This window comes from Allorhizobium sp. DMC15 (assembly GCF_056314065.1).
Window position 1 is genome coordinate 813,812 of record NZ_JBQUZB010000002.1, and the last position, 19,832, is coordinate 833,643.

General features: G+C 60.4%; 20 protein-coding genes. 9 read left to right on the plus strand and 11 right to left on the minus strand.

Features of this window, described 5'->3' with window-relative positions:
- Positions 1 to 150: 150 nt before the first annotated feature.
- Positions 151 to 1,128, plus strand: a complete 978-nt coding sequence (locus tag ACT53S_RS12490; protein ID WP_476067214.1) for a sugar-binding transcriptional regulator — start codon at positions 151 to 153, stop codon at positions 1,126 to 1,128.
- Here ACT53S_RS12490 and ACT53S_RS12495 read toward each other — a convergent pair.
- The 4 genes from ACT53S_RS12495 to ACT53S_RS12510 form a co-directional block, all read right to left on the minus strand.
- Positions 1,125 to 1,412 carry a type II toxin-antitoxin system RelE/ParE family toxin gene (locus ACT53S_RS12495; protein ID WP_476067215.1) on the minus strand — a complete coding sequence of 96 codons (288 nt, stop codon included), beginning with the start codon at positions 1,410 to 1,412 and terminating at the stop codon, positions 1,125 to 1,127. The two genes, ACT53S_RS12490 and ACT53S_RS12495, sit on opposite strands and share 4 nt — an antisense overlap.
- Positions 1,413 to 1,416: 4 nt before the next feature.
- Positions 1,417 to 1,653, minus strand: a complete 237-nt coding sequence (locus tag ACT53S_RS12500; protein ID WP_476067216.1) for a CopG family ribbon-helix-helix protein — start codon at positions 1,651 to 1,653, stop codon at positions 1,417 to 1,419.
- A gap of 43 nt (positions 1,654 to 1,696) precedes the next feature.
- Positions 1,697 to 2,581, minus strand: coding sequence for a methylated-DNA--[protein]-cysteine S-methyltransferase (locus tag ACT53S_RS12505; protein ID WP_476067217.1), 885 nt, complete (start codon positions 2,579 to 2,581; stop codon positions 1,697 to 1,699).
- 80 nt (positions 2,582 to 2,661) lie between these two features.
- Positions 2,662 to 3,156 (minus strand): DUF2244 domain-containing protein, encoded by a 495-nt coding sequence (locus ACT53S_RS12510; RefSeq protein ID WP_113376477.1) that lies wholly within the window; start codon positions 3,154 to 3,156, stop codon positions 2,662 to 2,664.
- Between the two features lie 25 nt (positions 3,157 to 3,181).
- Between ACT53S_RS12510 and nth the strand changes: the two genes are divergently transcribed.
- Positions 3,182 to 3,964 (plus strand): endonuclease III, encoded by a 783-nt coding sequence (nth, locus tag ACT53S_RS12515; protein ID WP_476067218.1) that lies wholly within the window; start codon positions 3,182 to 3,184, stop codon positions 3,962 to 3,964.
- Here nth and ACT53S_RS12520 read toward each other — a convergent pair.
- Positions 3,945 to 4,526, minus strand: a complete 582-nt coding sequence (locus tag ACT53S_RS12520) for a TetR/AcrR family transcriptional regulator (RefSeq protein WP_476067219.1) — start codon at positions 4,524 to 4,526, stop codon at positions 3,945 to 3,947. The two genes, nth and ACT53S_RS12520, sit on opposite strands and share 20 nt — an antisense overlap.
- An 86-nt stretch (positions 4,527 to 4,612) precedes the next feature.
- Between ACT53S_RS12520 and ACT53S_RS12525 the strand changes: the two genes are divergently transcribed.
- A complete protein-coding gene (locus ACT53S_RS12525; protein ID WP_476067220.1) occupies positions 4,613 to 5,038 on the plus strand; it encodes a VOC family protein in 426 nt (141 codons plus the stop codon).
- Here ACT53S_RS12525 and ACT53S_RS12530 read toward each other — a convergent pair.
- Entirely contained in the window at positions 5,021 to 5,743 is a 723-nt protein-coding gene (locus ACT53S_RS12530; protein WP_476067221.1) for a sulfate transporter family protein, read from the minus strand. The genes ACT53S_RS12525 and ACT53S_RS12530 overlap by 18 nt on opposite strands.
- A gap of 76 nt (positions 5,744 to 5,819) precedes the next feature.
- A complete protein-coding gene (locus ACT53S_RS12535) occupies positions 5,820 to 6,608 on the minus strand; it encodes a carbon-nitrogen hydrolase family protein (protein WP_476067222.1) in 789 nt (262 codons plus the stop codon).
- A 213-nt stretch (positions 6,609 to 6,821) separates the two neighbouring features.
- Between ACT53S_RS12535 and ACT53S_RS12540 the strand changes: the two genes are divergently transcribed.
- Positions 6,822 to 8,768: an AI-2E family transporter gene (locus tag ACT53S_RS12540; protein ID WP_476067223.1), complete on the plus strand. Its 1,947-nt coding sequence runs from the start codon at positions 6,822 to 6,824 to the stop codon at positions 8,766 to 8,768.
- A 117-nt stretch (positions 8,769 to 8,885) separates the two neighbouring features.
- Positions 8,886 to 9,368: a hypothetical protein gene (locus tag ACT53S_RS12545; RefSeq protein ID WP_476067224.1), complete on the plus strand. Its 483-nt coding sequence runs from the start codon at positions 8,886 to 8,888 to the stop codon at positions 9,366 to 9,368.
- Between the two features lie 32 nt (positions 9,369 to 9,400).
- On the opposite strand, the gene ACT53S_RS12550 is transcribed toward ACT53S_RS12545, so the two are convergent.
- Both ACT53S_RS12550 and ACT53S_RS12555 read right to left on the minus strand, forming a co-directional pair.
- Complete coding sequence (locus tag ACT53S_RS12550) at positions 9,401 to 11,236, minus strand: ABC transporter ATP-binding protein (protein ID WP_476067225.1); 1,836 nt, start codon at positions 11,234 to 11,236, stop codon at positions 9,401 to 9,403.
- A 44-nt stretch (positions 11,237 to 11,280) separates the two neighbouring features.
- Positions 11,281 to 12,444, minus strand: a complete 1,164-nt coding sequence (locus ACT53S_RS12555) for a M20 aminoacylase family protein (protein WP_476067226.1) — start codon at positions 12,442 to 12,444, stop codon at positions 11,281 to 11,283.
- 319 nt (positions 12,445 to 12,763) lie between these two features.
- Here ACT53S_RS12555 and ACT53S_RS12560 point away from each other — a divergent pair, with 319 nt between their 5' ends.
- From ACT53S_RS12560 to ACT53S_RS12570, 3 genes are all read left to right on the plus strand, one after another.
- A complete protein-coding gene (locus ACT53S_RS12560) occupies positions 12,764 to 14,470 on the plus strand; it encodes a peptide ABC transporter substrate-binding protein (protein ID WP_476067227.1) in 1,707 nt (568 codons plus the stop codon).
- Between the two features lie 75 nt (positions 14,471 to 14,545).
- Complete coding sequence (locus tag ACT53S_RS12565) at positions 14,546 to 15,556, plus strand: ABC transporter permease (protein ID WP_476067228.1); 1,011 nt, start codon at positions 14,546 to 14,548, stop codon at positions 15,554 to 15,556.
- Positions 15,549 to 16,475, plus strand: coding sequence for an ABC transporter permease (locus ACT53S_RS12570; RefSeq protein WP_476067229.1), 927 nt, complete (start codon positions 15,549 to 15,551; stop codon positions 16,473 to 16,475). The genes ACT53S_RS12565 and ACT53S_RS12570 overlap by 8 nt, the downstream gene beginning before the upstream one ends.
- Before the next feature lie 148 nt (positions 16,476 to 16,623).
- Here ACT53S_RS12570 and ACT53S_RS12575 read toward each other — a convergent pair whose 3' ends face one another.
- Complete coding sequence (locus ACT53S_RS12575) at positions 16,624 to 16,803, minus strand: hypothetical protein (protein ID WP_476067230.1); 180 nt, start codon at positions 16,801 to 16,803, stop codon at positions 16,624 to 16,626.
- Between the two features lie 102 nt (positions 16,804 to 16,905).
- On the opposite strand from ACT53S_RS12575, the gene ACT53S_RS12580 reads away from it, so the two are divergent.
- Positions 16,906 to 18,489, plus strand: coding sequence for an anti-phage dCTP deaminase (locus ACT53S_RS12580; protein ID WP_476067231.1), 1,584 nt, complete (start codon positions 16,906 to 16,908; stop codon positions 18,487 to 18,489).
- Here ACT53S_RS12580 and ACT53S_RS12585 read toward each other — a convergent pair.
- The gene (locus tag ACT53S_RS12585) at positions 18,486 to 19,202 is read right to left on the minus strand and encodes a phosphatase PAP2 family protein (protein ID WP_476067232.1); all 717 of its coding nucleotides are present in this window, start codon (positions 19,200 to 19,202) and stop codon (positions 18,486 to 18,488) included. The genes ACT53S_RS12580 and ACT53S_RS12585 overlap by 4 nt on opposite strands.
- Between the last annotated feature and the right edge of the window lie 630 nt (positions 19,203 to 19,832).

Genomic DNA, 19,832 nt, shown 5'->3' on the forward strand with positions numbered 1-19,832 from the left:
GGGTTGCGACCGCTGGCGCACCAACGGCCTTGTCGCCCGGACTATCACCGTCTGATGATGGCGAAGTCAAGACATTTGTCCTTTGAATTTGACATAAGTACCAACCAAACCGATAGTGCGGGTTGGAAGTTCCCGAAACTGAGAAGAAACTTGGCAAAACTCCGACGCGACACCCATTCAAGCCATTCGGACGCTGCCGCGCTCCGCATCCGCGCCGCCTGGCTCTATTACAACGAGGGCCTGACGCAGAAGGATGTGGCAGACAGGCTCGGCATCAGCCGGTCGACCGTAATCCGCATGCTGGAAGAAGCGCGGAAACGTGCCGAGGTGCAGATCTGGATCAGCGACGGCGTTGCCGATTGCGTCAATCTCGCGCTTCGGCTGGAAAAAGCCTATGGCCTGGACGAAGCCGTGGTTGTGCCCTCACCGGATGCCCAGGATGCTGCCGCAATTGCCAAGGCGGTGGGTCTGGCGCTCGGCCAGTTTCTGACCGAAGTGATCACCAATGACATGACGATCGGCGTCGGCTGGGGCCGCACCATGACTGCCTCGCTCGCCGGTTTTCGGCCGCCGAACCGCGAAAACTGCAAGGTCGTTTCCCTGCTCGGCGGAATCGTCGCCGTGCGCCAGACCAATCCGATCGACTATACCTGGCGGCTGGCAAGCCAGCTCGGCGCCGAATGCTACATGTTTCTCGCCCCGCTTCTCGTCGACAGTGTCGCGACAAAACGCGCGCTGATCGAAGACTGCGGGCTGAAGGCGATCTACGACCTCGCCGAGAACCTTGATCTCGCCATCGTCTCCTGCGGCGATATCGGCCCGCATTCCACCTCGCTCTCGGAGGGCTTCATCAGCCACCAGACGCTGACTGAACTGGTCGACGCAGGCTGCGTCTGCGACACCATGTTCAACTTCCTCGATGAGGAAGGCCGCTCCGTCGCCCACCCGATCAACGAGCGGGTGATGTCGGTTGACCTGGACACGCTGAAGAAGGCCAAACACATCGTGCTCTCCTCCGGCGGTGCACACCGCGCGAGAGCCATCCGCGCGACGATCAGGCGGATCGGGTGCAACACGCTGATCACGGATGAAGCGGCAGCGCGGGAACTGCTGGGGCTGGCGGGCTAGAGCTGCTCGGGCCAGGCGCGCGCGCCATGCTGCACGAAGAGCACTTCGACGTGATCATCCCGCACCCGGTAGGCGACGATATATCCTAGATCAGCGAGAACGAGTTCGCGCGTCCCTTCAATTTCGCCGCGGCGTCCCAGAAAAGCATTCTGCGTCAGGAGCCGCAGCGCCCTCCCGTGGATTGACCTCACGATCTGCGCGGCAGCAGCCGGGTTTCGTTCGACGAGGTAATCACCGATGGCCGCGAGTTCCTGTAGATAACGCCGCGTCCAGACGATACGCATAGCTTTAAGGAGCGTTGTATCTGTTCAACACGGCCTCGATTTCGGTATCACCAGCGAAGTCACCGCGATCGGCCTCGGCCAGCCCTTCCAGCACACCCGCCACCCACTGCTCTTGCCAAGCGAGCGAGCGTCCCTGGGCAAGGGCATCCTCCACGATCTGATCGCGGGACAGATTGCTTCGCTCGACGAGACTGTCGATCCGGCGGCTGATGTCGTGAGGGAGTTGAACTGTGTTGCGCATGCGCCATCATCTCACAGCTCGGCCATTTCCGGAAGCGCCCCCCTCACGCCTTCCCCGCTTCCCAGCCCAGCATGGCCCGCTTGCGCGTCAGCCCCCAGTGATAGCCCGTCAGCGCCCCGCTCTTGCCAAGCGCCCGGTGGCAGGGCACCACGAACGAGATCGGGTTGCGGCCGACGGCTGCTCCCACGGCGCGGCTGGCAGTGGGCTGGCCGATCTTGCAGGCAATATCGGAATAGGTCACGGCGCGGCCGAGCGGGATGGCGAGCAGGCTCTCCCAGACCCGGATCTGGAAATCCGAGCCGATCAGCACGACCCGCAGCGGTTCGTCCGCCGACCAGCGCTCGGGATGGAAGACACGCGCCGCATAGGGCGCGGTGGCCTCGACATCCTCCACATAAAGCGCGTTCGGCCAACGCTGCGCCATGTCCTCGAAACACGCGACCTCACCACCCGGATCAGCAAAGGCGAGCCCCGCCAGTCCGCGGTCGGTAATCATGACCAGCGCCAGACCAAAAGGCGACGGGTGATAGCCGTAGCGGATGGTCAGCCCCGCCCCGCGTGCCTTCCATTCCCCCGGGCTCATCGCTTCATGCGTCACGAAGAGGTCATGCAGGCGCCCCGGCCCGGACAGTCCGAGCTCGAGCGACGTCTCCAAGAGCGGCAACTCCTCTCGCCCGAGCAAACGCTTGGCGTGATCGAGCGTGACCGCCTGGAGAAAAGCTTTCGGTGAAAGCCCTGCCCACCGGGTGAAGGTCTTTTGCAACTGGGTCGGCGACTGGCCGAGCCGCTCCGCAATCAGTTCCAGCGAGGGCTGGCTTTGATAATCGAGCGTCAGCATCTCGATCACCTGCCGCACGGTCTCGTAGTCAGAGCCGTCGGGTGTGATGTCGGTAGTGTGGGAAAGATCGATCTGTTGGGCGAGTGTCATGGCGAAATCCTCATCTGATCAGGACTTCACCACGACCAGACGGTCGATACCACCCGATTCCTGCAAAGATCGGCGGCAAGTCAGATCCGTTGCTTGGCGGTGGCAAGAGCTCCCTTGAACGCTTTGGAAAAGCTCTCGCGGTCGTCAGGGTTGAGAAAGGAGCCGATATCCGTCACCCGGCCCTCGCCCGCAACACGCATGGCGGTGATGCCGAATTCCTCGTGCCGATGCACGAAGAACCGCGCCCACAAGGTTTTGAACCGGTGCTCGGTCATCCGCCCTGCCGGCGTGAACTTGCGGATCGACAGGTTCGTGCGCGACACGGTGACTTCCTCGCGCGCGCGCGCCGCCCGGTAATTTAGCCAGAAAGCACCGTAGAGCAGCAGGAAATCGAGACCGAAAAACAGGCCGATCGGCCAGGCGCCCGTCGCCATGAAGAAAGCGGCATGCACGGCACAGACCGCGCCGGTGATCGCGAACAGCACGCGGTAACCCTTGCGGCCGAGCGACCGATAAGGTGTCAGTTCCGCTGCGAAAATCGGCTGGTCCGCAGCCTGCTCGACATTGCCTTCCATGATCGCACCCGACTATAGATTTTGCATGACCGATCCGAAGCCGAAATCCAGCACCCAAACTTTGAAAAAGTCAAATCCGACGTCCCGTCGCAAGCCGGCGACACGCCGTCGCACGGCCTATTCCAGGGCCGAACTGGAAGAGATCTTCCGCCGCTTCTCGATCCAGAGGCCGGAGCCCAAGGGCGAGCTGGAACACATCAATCCGTTCACGCTGGTCGTTGCCGTGGCGCTCTCCGCCCAGGCGACCGATGCGGGGGTAAATAAGGCCACGCGTGCCCTCTTCAAGGTGGCCGATACGCCGGAAAAGATGCTGGCGCTCGGCGAAGAGAAAGTCCGCGATTACATTAAGACGATCGGGCTTTACCGCAACAAGGCGAAAAACGTTATCGCGCTCAGCCAGAAGCTCGTCGACGACTTCGGAAGTGAAGTGCCGCGCACCCGCGAGGAACTGGTGACGCTGCCCGGCGTCGGCCGCAAGACCGCCAACGTCGTCATGTCCATGGCCTTCGGCATTCCGACCATGGCCGTCGACACGCATATCCTCAGGATCGGCAACCGCATCAAGCTCGCCCCCGGCAAGACGCCGGATGAGATCGAGGATATCCTGATGCGGATCATTCCGGAGCAGTATCTCTTCCACGCCCATCACTGGCTGATCTTGCACGGACGCTACTGTTGCAAGGCACGCAAGCCCGAATGCGAACGCTGCGTCATCGCCGACATCTGCAAGTCGCCGGAAAAGACCTGCGATGTCCCCGCCCCGCTCGTCGAGCTGCCACCACAAATCTTCAACGCGAGCGAGGAATGAGCCCGTCGATCAGGCGAGCAATCGCGGCCTTGTAGAGCCTGGGATCGCCGCCACGCTCGATTTCGACAACCGCACGGTCGAAGGCGGAAGATAGCAGGTTTGTCAGCGCGCGGACTTCATCCGCCGATGCCGCCGCTCCGAGACAGTCTGAAACACCCTCAAGCAACCGATCCTCGGCATTGTCCCGGTCGATCTCAGCCGTCCGTTCGACACCCAGCACCGCCGGCGCTTCCAGCAGCATAAGCCGCGCACGGCCCTCCACCGCCATCGCCGCGAAATAGGCCGAAGCACCCGAGAGCAGCGCCTCTCTCGGCGTCACAGCCGGTGCAGCGCCGCGATCGATGTCGGATGCGACCGCCATCGCTTCCTCTACGATCACCGCCCTGAACAGTGCCTTCTTGTCCTCGAAATGATGATAGAGCGCACCGCGGGTCACACCCGCTGCGGCCACGATGTCCGGCGTTGCCGTCTCGGCATAGCCCTTTTCAACGAAGAGCCGTCTTGCCGCCGAGATCAGCGCCAGACGCGTCGCCTCGGTTCCTTCCCTGGTATTACGCGCCACCGCCACCCCTTTACATACAAACAGAATGTATGTTAATTGCAAAGATACATGCAGACTGTATGTTAAATTATCGCGGAGGGAAAGAGATGAGGACCACGAGCTACTACCCCGTCATCATGACCGATAATGTCGAAGCGACCGCAGCCTTCTATCGACGCCATTTCCACTTCGAGCCGCTCTTCACCGCCGACTGGTATGTCCATCTGCAGTCGACCGAAGACGAAAAGGTAACGCTCGCAATCCTCGACGGCCGCCATGAAACAGTCCCGTCGGCATATCGCGGGAAGGCCTCCGGCCTGCTCCTGAACTTCGAGGTCGAAGACGTGGACGCTGTTTATGACAGACTGAAACAGGCCGGCCTGCCGATGCTGCTCGACATCAGGGACGAAGAGTTCGGCCAGCGGCATTTCATCACCGCTGATCCGAACGGCGTTCTGATCGACGTGATCAAGCCGATCCCGCCGAGCGCCGAATTCGCCGCGCAATACGAGGCGTCAGCCCTGCCGCAATGAGGTCGCCGGATCCTTTGCCGTCAGCGCCTTGTGCAGATGCACCATCAGGCCTGCGGCAAAGAGCGGTGTCAGCAGGTTGACGATCGGCACGGCGAGGAAGAGCGCAATCACCAAGCCGGCCATGAACACCGTGCCGGAATGGCGCGAACGCAGGAGCTTCGCCTCTTCGGCACTGCGGAAACGCATGGCAGCGAACTCGAAGAATTCGCGACCCAAAAGGTAACCGTTCACCAGGAAGAAGGCGATGATGTTGATGCCGGGGATAAACAGGAGCATCAGCGCGATCAGGTTTCCGATGATCACGACGCCGAAGAACTTGATCGAGGCGACGATTGCCTCCCCCATCGGCATGGCCTTGCCGGGCGGGTCGTTCGGATAGTCCCGCTTCTCAACCACCTCAGCCACATCATCGAGGAAGAGGCCGGCGATGATCGCGGTGACCGGCGACAAGAGCAGTGCCAGCCCGAGCGCGAGCCCGATGCTGGCCAGGATCCCGAAGATCAAGGTGAGCCATCCCGCCCAATCCGGCAGTTCCGGCATGAAGCCCTGGATGAAGGGCATCACGAAGGCGATGAAACTCTCGCGCAGCCCGAACCAGAGCCCGATCAGAACGAGGAGTGTGAGACCGAGCGTCTTCCAGAAGACATTGCGCGTTTCCGGGGCAAACAGGTTGCGCAGGGAGAGCGCGGCGGCGTCGAAAATCATCGGAGTCTCCTTCGAACATCGCACAGGATGTAGGAGCGATCCCGCCGGGCTGCAATCACGACCGCTCGGTCCGTGTTTATCCGAGGCGGTAAAGCGCCGGACGCCGATCGGCAAAATAGGGGTTCTGCGCCTTTGCATCGACATAGGCACTCGTATCCACCTCCGCCACCAGCAGTGTCTCTCGCATGCCGGCCCGCGCCAATTCATCACCGTCCGGCGCCAGGATCACAGAGCGTCCACCGTAGGAAAGGTCGTTCTCCACACCGCAGAGATCCGCATAGACGAGGAAGACGCCGTTCTCGAGCGCTCGTGCCGGTACCACCGTATCGGCGATCCTCCGGCTGATATTGCCCTGCGGCAGGGCTGTCGGCACGATGACCAGTTCGGCCCCGGCGAGCGCCAGCGTGCGCACGTTTTCCGGAAACTCGACATCATAGCAGATCAGCATGCCGACCTTGATGCCGCCGATCTCAAAGACATGAGGTGGCTCGTCGCCGGGCGCGAAAGCCGCCCGTTCCGCGTCGCCGTAGAGATGGCTCTTGCGATAGAATTCCTTGCTGCCGTCCGGTCGCACGAGCACGGCAGAGTTGAACACCCGATTGCCGTCCCGTTCAGGGAACCCGGCGCAGATGGCAAGTCCACAATCGGCGGCGATCTCGGTGAGCGCACCGACGATCGATCCGTCCCGTCCCTCGGCCAGTTCCTCGAAGGCTGCGCCTTGGGCATAGCCGCTGGTGCACAGTTCCGGTGTCACGAGCAACTCTGCCCCCATTTCGGCTGCGGCCATCGCGGCCTGGGCGATCTTGCCGATATTGCCCGGCACGTCACCGGAAAGAGGCTGCATTTGGTAGAGAGAGATCAACATGCTGACACCTGTCGGACGGAGGGCTTGCGCGAGAGTTGAACCACTTGGATAGCCGAGACAAGCGGCAACTCCAAGGCACGTCCGACGGTGTTGTGAATTGGATCAAATTCGGTCCGCCGCCGGTGGATCAAATATCGCTGAGAGCCGTTATCTCGCCAGCGTTGCCAGCTTCGGCCGAAAATCGGCCACGCGGTGACAAGGGGGCGAATAATCATGGACAACCCGAAGACGGGCAATTTGGAAACGCTCGGCATTGCACCACATGCGGCAGATCCCACAACCGCCACCCGGATCTCTGGGCGCACTCTGCTGATCTTGATCGGGGTCGCGGTCATCCTCAAGGTCGGCCAGGATATTCTGGTTCCCCTCGCACTTGCCCTTTTGCTGACCTTCGCTCTCGCGCCCATCGTTTCGTTTCTGCGCAAACGCGCCGTCCCGAAAATCGTCGCCGTCATCTTCGCCGTGGTCTCCGCCTTCTGTGCCATCGCGCTCTTCAGCTTCATCATGGCCACCCAGGTGGCGAACCTGGCATCCAACATTCCGACCTATCAGCGCAATATCGTCGAGAAGGTCCAGGCACTGCGGGATGCGGGATCAGGCAACGGTGTGATCGAGCACCTGAGCCGCGTGGCCGAGCGCATCGGTTCGGAACTGCAGATCAACGCCGACCAGAGCCGGGAAAGCGCGGTGCCGCCGGTGGTCGATCGCGATCCGATGCCCGTCGAGATCATCACCCGCACCAATCCGATCAGGACACTGGGCAATCTCATCCTGCCGCTGATCAGCCCATTTGCCACCGCCGGTCTCGTGGTCGTGCTCGTCGTCTTCATGTTGCTCGAGCGAGAGGACCTGCGGGATCGTTTCATCCGCCTGGTCGGTCTCGGCGATCTCCATCGAACCACCTCGGCACTGCAGGACGCCGGCCGGCGCGTCGGCAGGTATCTGCTGATGCAACTCGTCGTGAACACGCTCTACGCGATCCCCATCACGCTCGGTCTCTGGGTTCTCGGCATACCGAACGCCATCCTCTGGGGGCTTCTCACACTCGTCCTCCGCTTCGTGCCCTATATCGGTCCGATCGTCGGCATGGTGCTGCCGCTGTTCCTTGCGCTGGCCATTGCGCCCGGCTGGTCGCTTGTCCTTTGGGTGGCTGCGCTCTTTGCCACCATCGAACTGATCAGCAACAACATGATCGAGCCGTGGCTCTACGGCTCTCACACCGGCCTCTCCCCGCTGGCGATCATCATCTCGGCGATCTTCTGGTCCTGGCTTTGGGGGCCGCTGGGCTTGATGCTGTCGACCCCGCTGACGGTCTGTCTCGTGGTGCTCGGTCGCCACGTGCCGCAGTTCGCCTTTCTCGATGTGCTGCTCGGCAACGAGGCCGTACTCGAACCGCATGAGAAGCTGTATCAGCGCCTCCTCGCCGGCGATCCGAGCGAAGCCACCGAGAACGCCGAGGAATATCTGGAGGAAGAATATCTCGCGGACTATTACGAAAAGGTCGGACTGCCGGCACTTCTCCTGGCGGAACTCGACCGACAGCGCGGCGTGATGACCGAACGGCAGTTGCACATGTTCTCCGCCAACTGCCGCGCCCTCGTCGACAATCTGTCCTACATCGCCGAGGAAGAAGAAAACGAAGAGGTTCCCATCGAAACCGGAGGTGAGGAAACTGGCGTCGAGAAGGCAGAAGCATGGCCGACGGGCGAGGGACGATCGGTCTTGTCCATGGGAGGCCGGGGCGAGATGGACGACGCCGCAGCCGCCATGCTCGCCCAGGTTCTCGAGGTCGAGGGTGCAACCGTCAGGATCGGCAGCCACGCGGATCTGATGGCACGCACCACCGTACCGCAGCAGATGGAAGGAGTGGAGACCGTCGTCGTGACGTTCCTGAACGGCAGTTCCAAGGCCCATGCGCGCCTCGTCGTTCGCCGCATCAAGCGCCTGAAGGCGGACCTGCGGGTCGGCATTCTGATCCCGCTCGCCAACGGCGTCGACAATCCGCGCATCGAGCCTTCTGAAATCGGCGCCGATTTCGTCTGTCAGACACTGCCGAAAACGATCGAGCAGGCATTGATCGCAGCCCCTGCCGTTTTGCTGCAGGTTCCGCTGCGCAAGACGTCCCGCCCCCGCGTGCGCCTGGTGAAGACTGTCGTCTGATAATGATGGACAGCCGACGCGTTGCCGGCGCATGCAATCGCCGCATCTTGGTTGTCTTTCGCCCGAAGAAGCTTATCTTCGGTTCATGACATCGTCCGACTCGACAGCAAGCATCTGATGGTCTGGATCGCAGCTTTACTGGCGCTGATCACCATCCTTCTTCTGCGCAATCGCATTCTGGCGATCGGGTTGGCGGTGATAATCGCGATCGCCGCGACTGTGGTATGGTTTTTCACGGCCGAGAATTCCGCACGTCAAAGCAATGAGGCGGCCGCCGTCGCGGTTCGCGCGGTTGCAGATCCGACGATCTGCGTCGACCCCGGGCTGCCCGTGGCCGTCTTTTTCACGAACAACGCAGACAAAGCGATTACACGGCTTTCCTTCGATCTGATCGGCATGCCGCGCGGCCAGTCGACGGTCGCCTATCGGGGTTACCTGCGGGACGACCAGATCGTCGCATCGGGACAGACCGTGACGCGCTGTTATGCCCTGCTCTTCCATGGCTTCGCCCACCCGCGTCCGGCCATCGTCGATGCAACCAAATATGACTGGACCGCCCGGATTTCGCTGCTCGAATTCGGCAACGGCCCATCTTCCTGATCAGCCGGCTTGCCGCTCCCCCCCAAACACCGCTAAATCTGAACGAGGTGTCCCGCGCCAACCTCACGATACTGTCGTACTGGAGGCGAATAACCGAGTGGCCGGATTGGGCTCTTGATTTCGTCCGTTGCGAGGTTGCGCTTTATCCGCCGACGCGCCGGATCCGGCACCGGCACGGCCGCCATCAGCTTCTTCGTATAGGGGTGATGCGGATTGTCGAACACCGCCTTGCGCGGGCCGATCTCGACGATCTCGCCGAGATACATCACGGCCACACGATGGCTCACCCGCTCGACCACCGCCATGTCATGACTGATGAACAGGTAGGCCAAATTGAAACTCTGCTGTAGATCGAGAAGCAGGTTACACACCTGCGCCTTGATCGACACGTCGAGCGCCGAAACCGCCTCGTCCGCAACGATGACCTTGGGGTCCAACATCAATGAGCGCGCAATGGCAATCCGCTGGCGCTGCCCCCCGGAAAACTCATGCGGATAGCGCGGCATCATCTCGGCGGAGAGACCGACGCGCTCCAGCAGGTCCGCCGCCTTGTCGCGCGCCTGCGCTTTCGTTCCCAACTGATGTTCGATGAACGGCTCCATCACAGCCTGGCCGACGCTCATGCGCGGATCGAGGCTCGCAAAAGGATCCTGGAACACCATCTGGATGCTGCGCCGCATCTTGCGCAGGGAGGATTGGTCTAGCCGCCCGACATCATAACCATCAAGCGAGATCTGCCCCGAAGTCGGCTCCACCAGCCGCGTGATCGAACGCCCGGTCGTCGACTTGCCACAACCGGATTCGCCGACCAGCGACAACGTCTCGCCGGGCCGAAGATCAAAGGAGACGTTCTCGACCGCGTGCACCGCGCCGCTCCGCCGCCCCAGCAGCCCGGAGCGGATGTCGAAACGGGTTGTCAGGTTCTTCACCTCGAGCAGCGGCCGGCTGCCTTTGTCGACACCTGCCGCTTCCGATTCCGCGACCAGCGTTTCGCCGCTCTTGATGTCGATAACGGGAAACCGCATCGGATTGTCGCGACCACCCATCGATCCGAGCTTCGGCACCGCCGACAGCAACGCTCGGGTGTACGGATGCTGGCCGCGGTTGAAGATGTCGTCCGTGGTGCCGGTTTCCACCGCCTCACCGCGGAACATCACCACGGTCCGGTCAGAGACTTCGGCCACCACACCCATGTCATGGGTGATGAAGAGCACCGCCATGCCCTCCTCGTCCTGCAGCGTTTTGATCAGGTCGAGGATCTGGCCCTGGATCGTGACGTCAAGGGCGGTGGTCGGCTCGTCGGCGATCAGGAGCTTCGGTTTCGAAGCCAGCGCCATGGCAATCATCACGCGCTGGCGCATGCCGCCGGAAAACTGGTGGGGATATTCGTCAAAGCGGTTCGTTGCATTCGGGATGCGCACACGGTCGAGCAGCCGCAGCACCTCGGTCTTGGCCTCGGCGCTGGAGATGTCGCGGTGGCAGGTGATGGCTTCGGCGATCTGCTTGCCGATCGGGAAGATCGGGTTGAGCGAGGTCATCGGTTCCTGAAAGATCATCGAGATCTGGTTGCCGCGCACCTGTCGCATCTGCTCGGCATCCAGGCTCAGAAGCTCGCGTCCGGCGAGTTTGACGCTGCCCTCGATGCGGCTTGTCAGTTGCGGCAGAAGCCGCATGATCGACAGCGAAGTGACGCTCTTGCCTGAACCGGATTCGCCGACAATTGCCACCGTTTCGCCGGCCGCAACGTCAAGGTTCATGTTGCGGACGACCGAGCGCCATTCAGTGCCGATTCTGAAGGAGGTTGTCAGCCCGCGAACCGACAGCACCGGTTCTGCACTCGCCTTCGCCCCCTGTTCCACCGCTGCCATATCCCGTTCCCCTGTTTTTATTCGTGTCGAGATGTGGTGTCGGCTCAGGCGGCGAGCGCCGTCTCCGCCAGCGTCACCCAATAGCTGATGCCATAAGGGATAGCCTCGTCGTTGAAGTCGTAAGCCGAGTTGTGCAGATTGGCCGTGTCACCGTTGCCAATGAAGACGAAGGAGCCGGGCCGTGCTTCGAGCATGTACGAAAAATCCTCCGCCCCCATGGCCGGCGGAAACTCGTCGCTGACGGCCTGATCGCCCGCCACCTTGCGCATGATATCGAGTGCAAAGGCCGTCTCGGCAGCATGATTGAAGGTGACCGGATAGCCGCGATGGTAGCTGACCTGCGCCTGCGCGCCCATTGCCATGGCAATCCCGGTCGCAATCTCCTTGATGCGGCTTTCAGCCATGTCGCGCAGTTCCGGAAGCAAGGTGCGCACGGTGCCGGAGAGCTTCACCCCGTCGGGAATGACATTGTAGGCATCGCCGCCATGGATCTTCGTCACGGTCACCACGACCGACTTAAGAGGATCCGTCTCGCGCGCCGCGATGGATTGCAAGGCGACGACTACCTGGGCCGCCGCCAGCACCGGATCGATCGATTTGTGCGGCTGGGCGGCATGGCCGCTGCGGCCATTGATCTGGATGTCGAACTGGTCTGCTGCAGCCATGATCGAGCCCTTGCGGGTGGCGAAAGTGCCGACAGCCATGCCCGGGTGATTGTGCATGCCGTAGACTTCGGAAATGGCGAAATCCTCCATCAACCCGTCGCGCACCATTTCGCGCGCACCGCCACCGCCCTCTTCGGCGGGCTGGAAGATCACGGCGATCGAGCCCTTGAAATTGCGCGTCTCTGCCAGATGCTTGGCCGCGCCGAGCAGCATGGCGGTATGCCCGTCATGGCCGCAGGCATGCATCTTGCCCGGCGTTTTCGACGACCAGGCCTTGCCGGAAACCTCGTGGATCGGCAGCGCATCCATGTCGGCGCGGAAGCCGATGACCGGACCGTCGCCTCGATTGCCCTTGATGATCCCGACCACACCCGTGCGGCCAATCCCGGTCTTGACCACGTCGCAGCCGAACGCCTTCAGTTTCTCCGCCACGAAGGCCGCCGTGCCGTGCACGTCGAACAGGAGTTCCGGATGCTGGTGCAGGTGCCGCCTCCATTCGGCGACCTCCGGCTGAAGCTCGCTGGCGCGGTTGATGACGGGCATGAAAGACCTCTTTTAGTCGTTGTTCCCTGCGGGATTTAGCGCATACTGTTTCTTCGATCCTCCACTTTGGCAAGCCGGAATTTTCCGTCTTGCATGGAAATTAGGCGTGTGGTTACATGGCCTAAATTTTAACCAGCCCGACTGAGGACAGCCTTGTCGGGAGCGGCTTACGCACCCCGAAATTCTCCCGTATTATGCGAATTTTTTGAGAAAATCCAAGAAGATAGACGGTTGACATTTGGTTCAGCCACGGGCCTCATCACAGGCTGGGAGCGGCAACGACCGCGCCTGAAAAAACAAGAACTGGGGAATGAGCACAATGAACAAACGGAACTGGATTCTGGCGGCCTCGGCTGCCGCCTTTGCCCTGTCGAGCGTCCCGGCCCTGGCCGAGCGCGGCACGGATGGCGACCTGAAGATCATCTTCTGGCAGGCCGTCTCGACCATGAACCCCTATCTTTCGGGTGGCACCAAGGAAGTGTATGCGGCCTCCATGGTCATCGAACCGCTGGCCCGCTACGACGAGACCGGCACGCTGGTGCCCATGCTCGCCGCCGAAATCCCGACCGTCGAAAACGGCGGTGTCGCGGCCGACCTGAAGAGCATCACCTGGAAGCTGAAGCCCGACCTCAAGTGGTCCGACGGCTCGGCAGTAACGGCCGATGACGCGATCTTCACCTGGAAATACTGCACCGCCCCGGACGGCGGCTGCGCTCAAGGAGCGTATTTCGAAGGTGTGAGCAATGTCGAGGCCGTCGATGCCTCGACCATCAAGGTCACCTTCGCTGAGCCGAAGCCTTATCCCTACAGTGCCTTCGTCGGCGCTCAGTCGCCGATCATTCAGGCAGCGCAATTCAAGGATTGCCTGGGCGCCAAGGCGCCGGAATGCACGACCGCCAATTTCGGCCCCATCGGCACCGGCCCCTTCGTCGTCAAGGAATTCAAGGCCAACGACGTCGTGACCTTCGAGGCCAATCCGAACTATCGCGATCCGGCCAAGCCCGCCTTCGCCTCGGTCACGCTGAAGGGGGGCGGTGACGCGGCGTCTGCCGCTCGCTCGGTGCTCGAAACAGGTGAATTCGACTACGCCTGGAACATGCAGGTCGAGCCCGAAATCCTCGCCCAGATGATGGCGGCCGGCAAGGGCAAGATCGAAGTCGCCTTCGGCACCCAGGTGGAGCGTATCGACATCAACCCCTACGGCGTCGACCCCTCGCTCGGCGACAAGCGCTCGACCAAGGAGGCAGGCCCGCACCCGGCGCTCTCCGACCCGGCCGTGCGCCGTGCGCTTTCCATCGCCATTGACCGCGACATCATCGACGAAGCCGGTTACGGCGACAACGGCAAGCCGACCTGCAACATCCTGCCGGCTCCGGATATCTATGTCTCAACCGCAGTCGACTGGTGCCTGAAGCAGGACATCGAGGGCGCCAACAAGCTGCTCGACGATGCCGGCTGGAAGATGGGTTCCGACGGCATCCGCGAGAAAGACGGCGTCAAGCTTTCCTTCCTCTACCAGACCTCGACCAACTCGGTCCGCCAGGGCACCCAGGCGCTGGTCAAGGACATGTGGAGCCAGATCGGCGTATCGGTCGAACTGCGCAACGTGTCCGCCAACGTCTTCTTCGGCGGCGACCCGGCCTCGCCGGACACGTTCCAGAAGTTCTATGCCGACATCCAGATGTACACCAACAACTTCGACGGCACGGACCCGGAGAAGTACATGGCCGGCTGGATGTGCGACAAGATCCCGAGCCCGGCCACCGGCTGGCAGGGTGAGAACATCGTCCGCTACTGCAACCCCGACTACGACAATCTCGTCAAGGAACTCGGCAAGACCGGCGAACTCGAGAAGCGTGCCGAAATCGCCAAGAAGCTGAACGACATGCTCTCCAACGATGTCGCCCAGATCCCGCTGATCCACCGCGGTCAGCCCTCGGCTGTCAACAACACGCTTGCAGGCGTGAAGATGAACGCCTGGGACTCCGAACTCTGGAACGTCGCCGACTGGTCGCGCGCCAAGTAATGCCCTCAGCGCCGGGCCCGCCTCCAACGGCGGGCCTGGCGTTCGCATTTTTGCCGACAGTCTGGAGACCAGCCGATGTTCACCTTCACCGTTCGGCGACTGCTGTTCGCAGTTCCGACGCTCCTGGCCATCAGTTTCATCATTTTCGCCCTGCTCGATCTCGCCCCGAGCGATCCGCTGAGCGACCTGCCGCTGACCATTCCGCCGGAAGTGCGCGAGCAGATCCGTGCCGCCATGGGCCTCGATCAGCCTTTCATCATCCGCTACATGAAATGGCTGCAGCAGTTCTTCATCAATGAACCGCTCAACATCTTCGAACAGATCACCGGCATCACGGTCGGCACCGGCGAGCGCATGCGCGTCCTCTCTTGGGCGACCCGCAGCCCCGTGGTCGACCTGATCGTCCAGCGCCTGCCGCAGACGCTCTGGGTCATCGGTCTCTCCTACCTCTTCGGCGTCCTGATCGCGATCCCGATCGGCGTCATCTCCGCCTATCGCCAGTATTCCTGGTTCGACCAGATCGGCACCTTTGTCTCGATGGTCGGCTATTCCGTCCCCACCTTCTTCACCGGCGTCCTGCTAATCGTGATCTTTTCCTCCTGGCTGCAGTGGTTTCCATCGATCTACGACACCACGCTGGTGGTCAACAGCTGGGAAAGCTTCGTCCTTCAGGTGAAGCAGATGTTCCTGCCTGTCCTGGTGCTGACCCTCTTCAACGTCTCGCAGATCAGCCGCTTCGTGCGCGCTTCCATGCTCGACAACCTGAACATGGATTATGTCCGCACGGCACGCGCCAAGGGCGTCAAGGAAAAGGTCGTGCTCCTGGTGCATGTGCTGCGCAACAGCCTGATCCCTGTCGTGACAGTGATCGCGCTCGGCGTGCCCACAATCTTCTCCGGTGCCATCATCACCGAACAGGTGTTTCGCGTGAACGGCCTCGGCCAGCTGCTGATCACCGCAATCCAGGGCGCAGATATCCCGCTCGTGCAGACGCTCACCTTCATCTTCGCGATCCTGATCGTGCTCTTCAACCTGATTGCCGACGTTCTCTACGGCATTCTCGATCCGAGGATCCGCTATGACTGATACCGCCATCGGGACCGCACCGGTAATGCCAACAAAACCTCAGAGCGGCGGTTTCTGGCCCATGCTCTGGCGCCAATTCCGCAGACATCCCGGCGGCGTTGCCGGCCTCATCGTCTTCACCTTCATCGTCTTGGCGGTGTTTATCGGCCCCTATATCCACACGATCGACCCGAACAAGATCGACATCCGCGCCAAGAACCAGGGCCCCTCGCTGCTGCATCCCTTCGGCACCGACAATCTCGGCAAGGACATGCTGGCTCAGGTGCTGGCCGGCGGGCAGATTTCGCTAGCCGTCGGCATGGCCGCCATGCTGCTGGCGCTCGTGGTGGGAACGCTGGTCGGCGTTCTCTCGGGGTACTCCCGCAAGCTCGACGGTCCGCTGATGCGCCTGACGGACCTCTTCCTGGCACTGCCGCTTCTGCCGCTGCTGCTCGTGATCATCATGCTGTTCCGCGACACGCTGCGGGCGGCCTTCGGCCCGGAAACCGGCATCTTCATCCTGATCGTCTTCGTCATCGGCATCACCAGCTGGATGCATACGGCCCGCATCGTCCGCGGCGATGTTCTTGCGATCAAGAGCCAGGAATTCATCCTGGCGGCGAAGTCGAGCGGCATGCGCGAACACCGCATCATCTTGAAGCACATCCTGCCGAACGTCATGTCCTCGATCATGGTCTCGGCGACACTTGGCATCGCGACCGCCATCATCACCGAATCCGCGCTCTCATTCCTAGGCCTGGGCTTCCCCCCCGACTTCCCCACCTGGGGCCGCCTGCTCTTCGACGGCGCCAACTTCCTGCAGATCAACCCTTCGCGCGTCCTCTGGCCGGGCCTGGCGATCTCGCTGACGGTCTTGAGCGTGAACTATATCGGCGATGCGATCCGCGATGCGCTCGATCCGAAGGCGTTGAAGCATTGAGGGGACGGCGCTCCTTTAAAGGAGCCTCAAAATTCTTGCCGTTCAGTTCATCAAAAATGAAAAACCTGCAAGCTTGTCGCATGCAGGTTTTTCTGTACCAACGAATGCTATTTCGGCAACCTTAAAGGCACGCAAGCACGTTAGGATCTCAACGCGCGGACGCTTGCTTTTCAAGCTTCAAATCTTTGTCATTAATCAGATATGGCCCCCTCTGATTTCCAGGGCGATCAAGAACGTTCTGTGCGGCATCTGTCATAATCGACCAAAGTTGCTGCCCTCTGGTTGTATCGGAGAACGCGCCACTCTTGACAGTTTTTACATCCGTCATCTTATATCCTCCACGGTGGTGCACGACTCAACCATACAATCAAAAGAGTGCACGCGGAATCGAAATTGCGCCGTGGTCGTTAAGTTCCAATTAAGGTGTGCTTTGAACACGAAATCTGTCGTAGACAATCCCGAATTGGTCATTGGACTAGTCGGCCCCATCGGCGTCGATTTGGACACCGTAATTGACCACCTGAAGGATGCATTGGCAAAAGTCCATTACACGTCTCACGTAATCCACATCACATCAGTCCTCAGCGACTTATTGCCAGCATTAAAGGCGAGTGATGCGACATACGGTGAGCGCTATCACTCATTGATAGAGAACGCAGATCGCGTTAGGCGCGAAACCAAGAATAACGCAGCGTTGGCATGTGTCGCCATCAGTGAAATACGTCGCATCCGAGCGGAATACGGCAACGAAGATATCGATCCGAAAGATGCCAGAAATGAACCCCTTCTGGGGCATGCATTCATCGTCCGGCAGTTTAAGCGCGTTGAAGAGATCACTCTTTTGCGTGAGGTCTACGGTCGAAAGTTCGTTTTGATATCAATTTTCGCAGATGCAGACGATCGCAGAAAGCTCCTGATTAAGAAGATAAAACAATATAGAACAAGTCTAGTAGAGGATTCAGAAGCGGAAAAGACCGCAATTACCCTTATCGACAGGGACAACCATGAGGTTGACGATGACTTTGGACAAAGGGTTTCCGATGCGTTTCACTTGGGCGACGTCTTCGTTCCCAGTGGTTCAGTAGCTGCGACGAAAGAAATTGTCGACAGGTTCATAAAGGCTTTCTTCGGCCATAACGGCATGTCACCGACAAAGCGTGAATATGGCATGTACACGGCTGCGGCAGCCTCTTTGCGATCCCTGGACCTTTCTAGGCAGATAGGAGCTGCGATATTCTCTGAACAAGGTGAGGTTATTACGCTTGGATGCAACGAGGTACCAAAGGCATTCGGCGGAACATATTGGTGCGACGATCCAAATATTGAAGCACATCGTGACTTCGAAGAGGGCGAAGACGGAAATCATGCTCGAAAAGTTCAACTGCTGTATGACTTAGTTGAACGTCTCGGAAAACTGGACTTCTTGTCTACGAAAATCAAAGATGCAGGCGATACCTACACTCAGGTCTCAAAATTGCTTTCGGAAAAACTTATATCCGAATCCAAAGTGATGGACATAATAGAGTTTGGTCGAATAATCCATGCAGAAATGTCAGCCATTACAGATGCAGCCAGAAAAGGAAAGCCACTAGAGAATTCTATTTTATTTACAACGACTTTTCCGTGCCATATGTGCGCAAAACACATAGTATCCTCTGGCGTCAGAAGGGTTGTCTTTCTGGAGCCGTATCCGAAGAGCCACGCGAAGGATCTTCATGAAGATTCGATCACTTTCTCCCCAACTGAAGCAAGCTCGAAAGTGCTGTTCGAACCCTTCATAGGGATTTCGCCTAGGAGATACAGGGATATATTTGAGAAAAAGAAGAGAAAGGATTCCAGCGGAAAAGCTCAAGATTGGGCCGAGGGAAGACCAGTTCCCCGAATAGAAGACAAGAGCCACTCATATATTGCTAATGAAGAGCCTGCGATATCGCTGGTGGTCAAAGATATCATTGAGTTCGGCGAACGCCTTAAACAGAACCCAACCAAAGAAACGCAAGTGCCTGACAACTAAACCAAGTTATCTGATGCAGCACTTGGTCGCCCCAGGAACCACCTTGCCGCAAACCAGGCTGCGCAGGCCCAGACCGTGCCCGCGGCCCAGCCCCCGAGCACGTCGGTCGGATAATGGACACCGAGATAGATGCGGCTGAGGCCGATGATGAAGGTGAGGAAGACGGCGACCAGCGGGAAGAAATAGCGCAGCGATGGCGTCTCCTCGATGCGCGACAGCATGGCGCCGAGCGTCAGATAGGTGATGGCCGACAGCATGGCGTGGCCGCTCGGAAAGCTCATGTCGGTGACCTCGACCAGATGCTGCACCACCTCCGGTCGCGGGCGGGCGATGCCGATCTTCATCGCGCTGCTCAAGGCCCAGCCGCCGAGGATCGAAACGGTGACGAAGGCGGCGGTGCGGAATTTGCGGCGAAGCACCAGATAGACGACGACGAGTGTGACGAGCAGCGTCAGCACCGTGACACCACCGAGCGCCGTGATGTCCACCATCATCTTGGTGAGCCAGGTCGGCCCGACCGGCAGGGCCGGATCGGTCGGATTGCGCAGCATCAGAAGCACGCCTTCGTCAAAAGCCCGCGTTTCGCCCTCCAGCACCTCGCCGGTCAGTTCGAACAGGCCATAGGCGACGACGGCTGCCACCAGCGCCGTCAACCAGACGCGGCGTTCGGTGGCAGAGGCGATGCGGGTGAGATGGTGCTTGAAACGCTGCATGGGCGGGGTCCTGATCGGTGGCTTCGGGGTCTACATCGCGTCGTACGGGCGGCTCGTCAACCGCTACCGCTGGAGCAAATGTGGGCGGATCGCGGTTGTTCCATCAACGTGTTGAACCATCCTCGTCACGCGTTCAGAAAGAAGCAAATGCCGGCTCCGCAAAGCGCGCAGCTTTGCGCCTCACCCTACCCTCTCCCCGCGCGCGGGGAGAGGGAGGCACGCGCGGTTGCCCCCCTCGGCCTTCTCCCCGCTTGCGGGATGAAGGTGCCCGCAGGCGGATGAGGGGCCAAAGATGCGGTTGCCGAGGCCCGATTGTGAGATGACCCAACCTCGCATACACCATATGATGTCGTACCGAACCGGAGCCCGAAACTTGCCGTTTGTCAGAGCCTTTGTCACTCTCATACTGGGGATACTTGCTGCCGCCTGTTTCATGGCAACCGCGCTTCTGGCCTTTGCCGGACTTGCCGCATGGTCCGACTACGGTTCCCGGGGGTGCCCCAACGGAACCCAATGCAGTGACGCGGTCTCCACTATGTGGATCACAGGTATCCTGACACCACTTGCACTCATACTGGCAATTGGCATCGCTCGCTCCTTATCGAAGACGAGCCCATGGCGCACTGGACG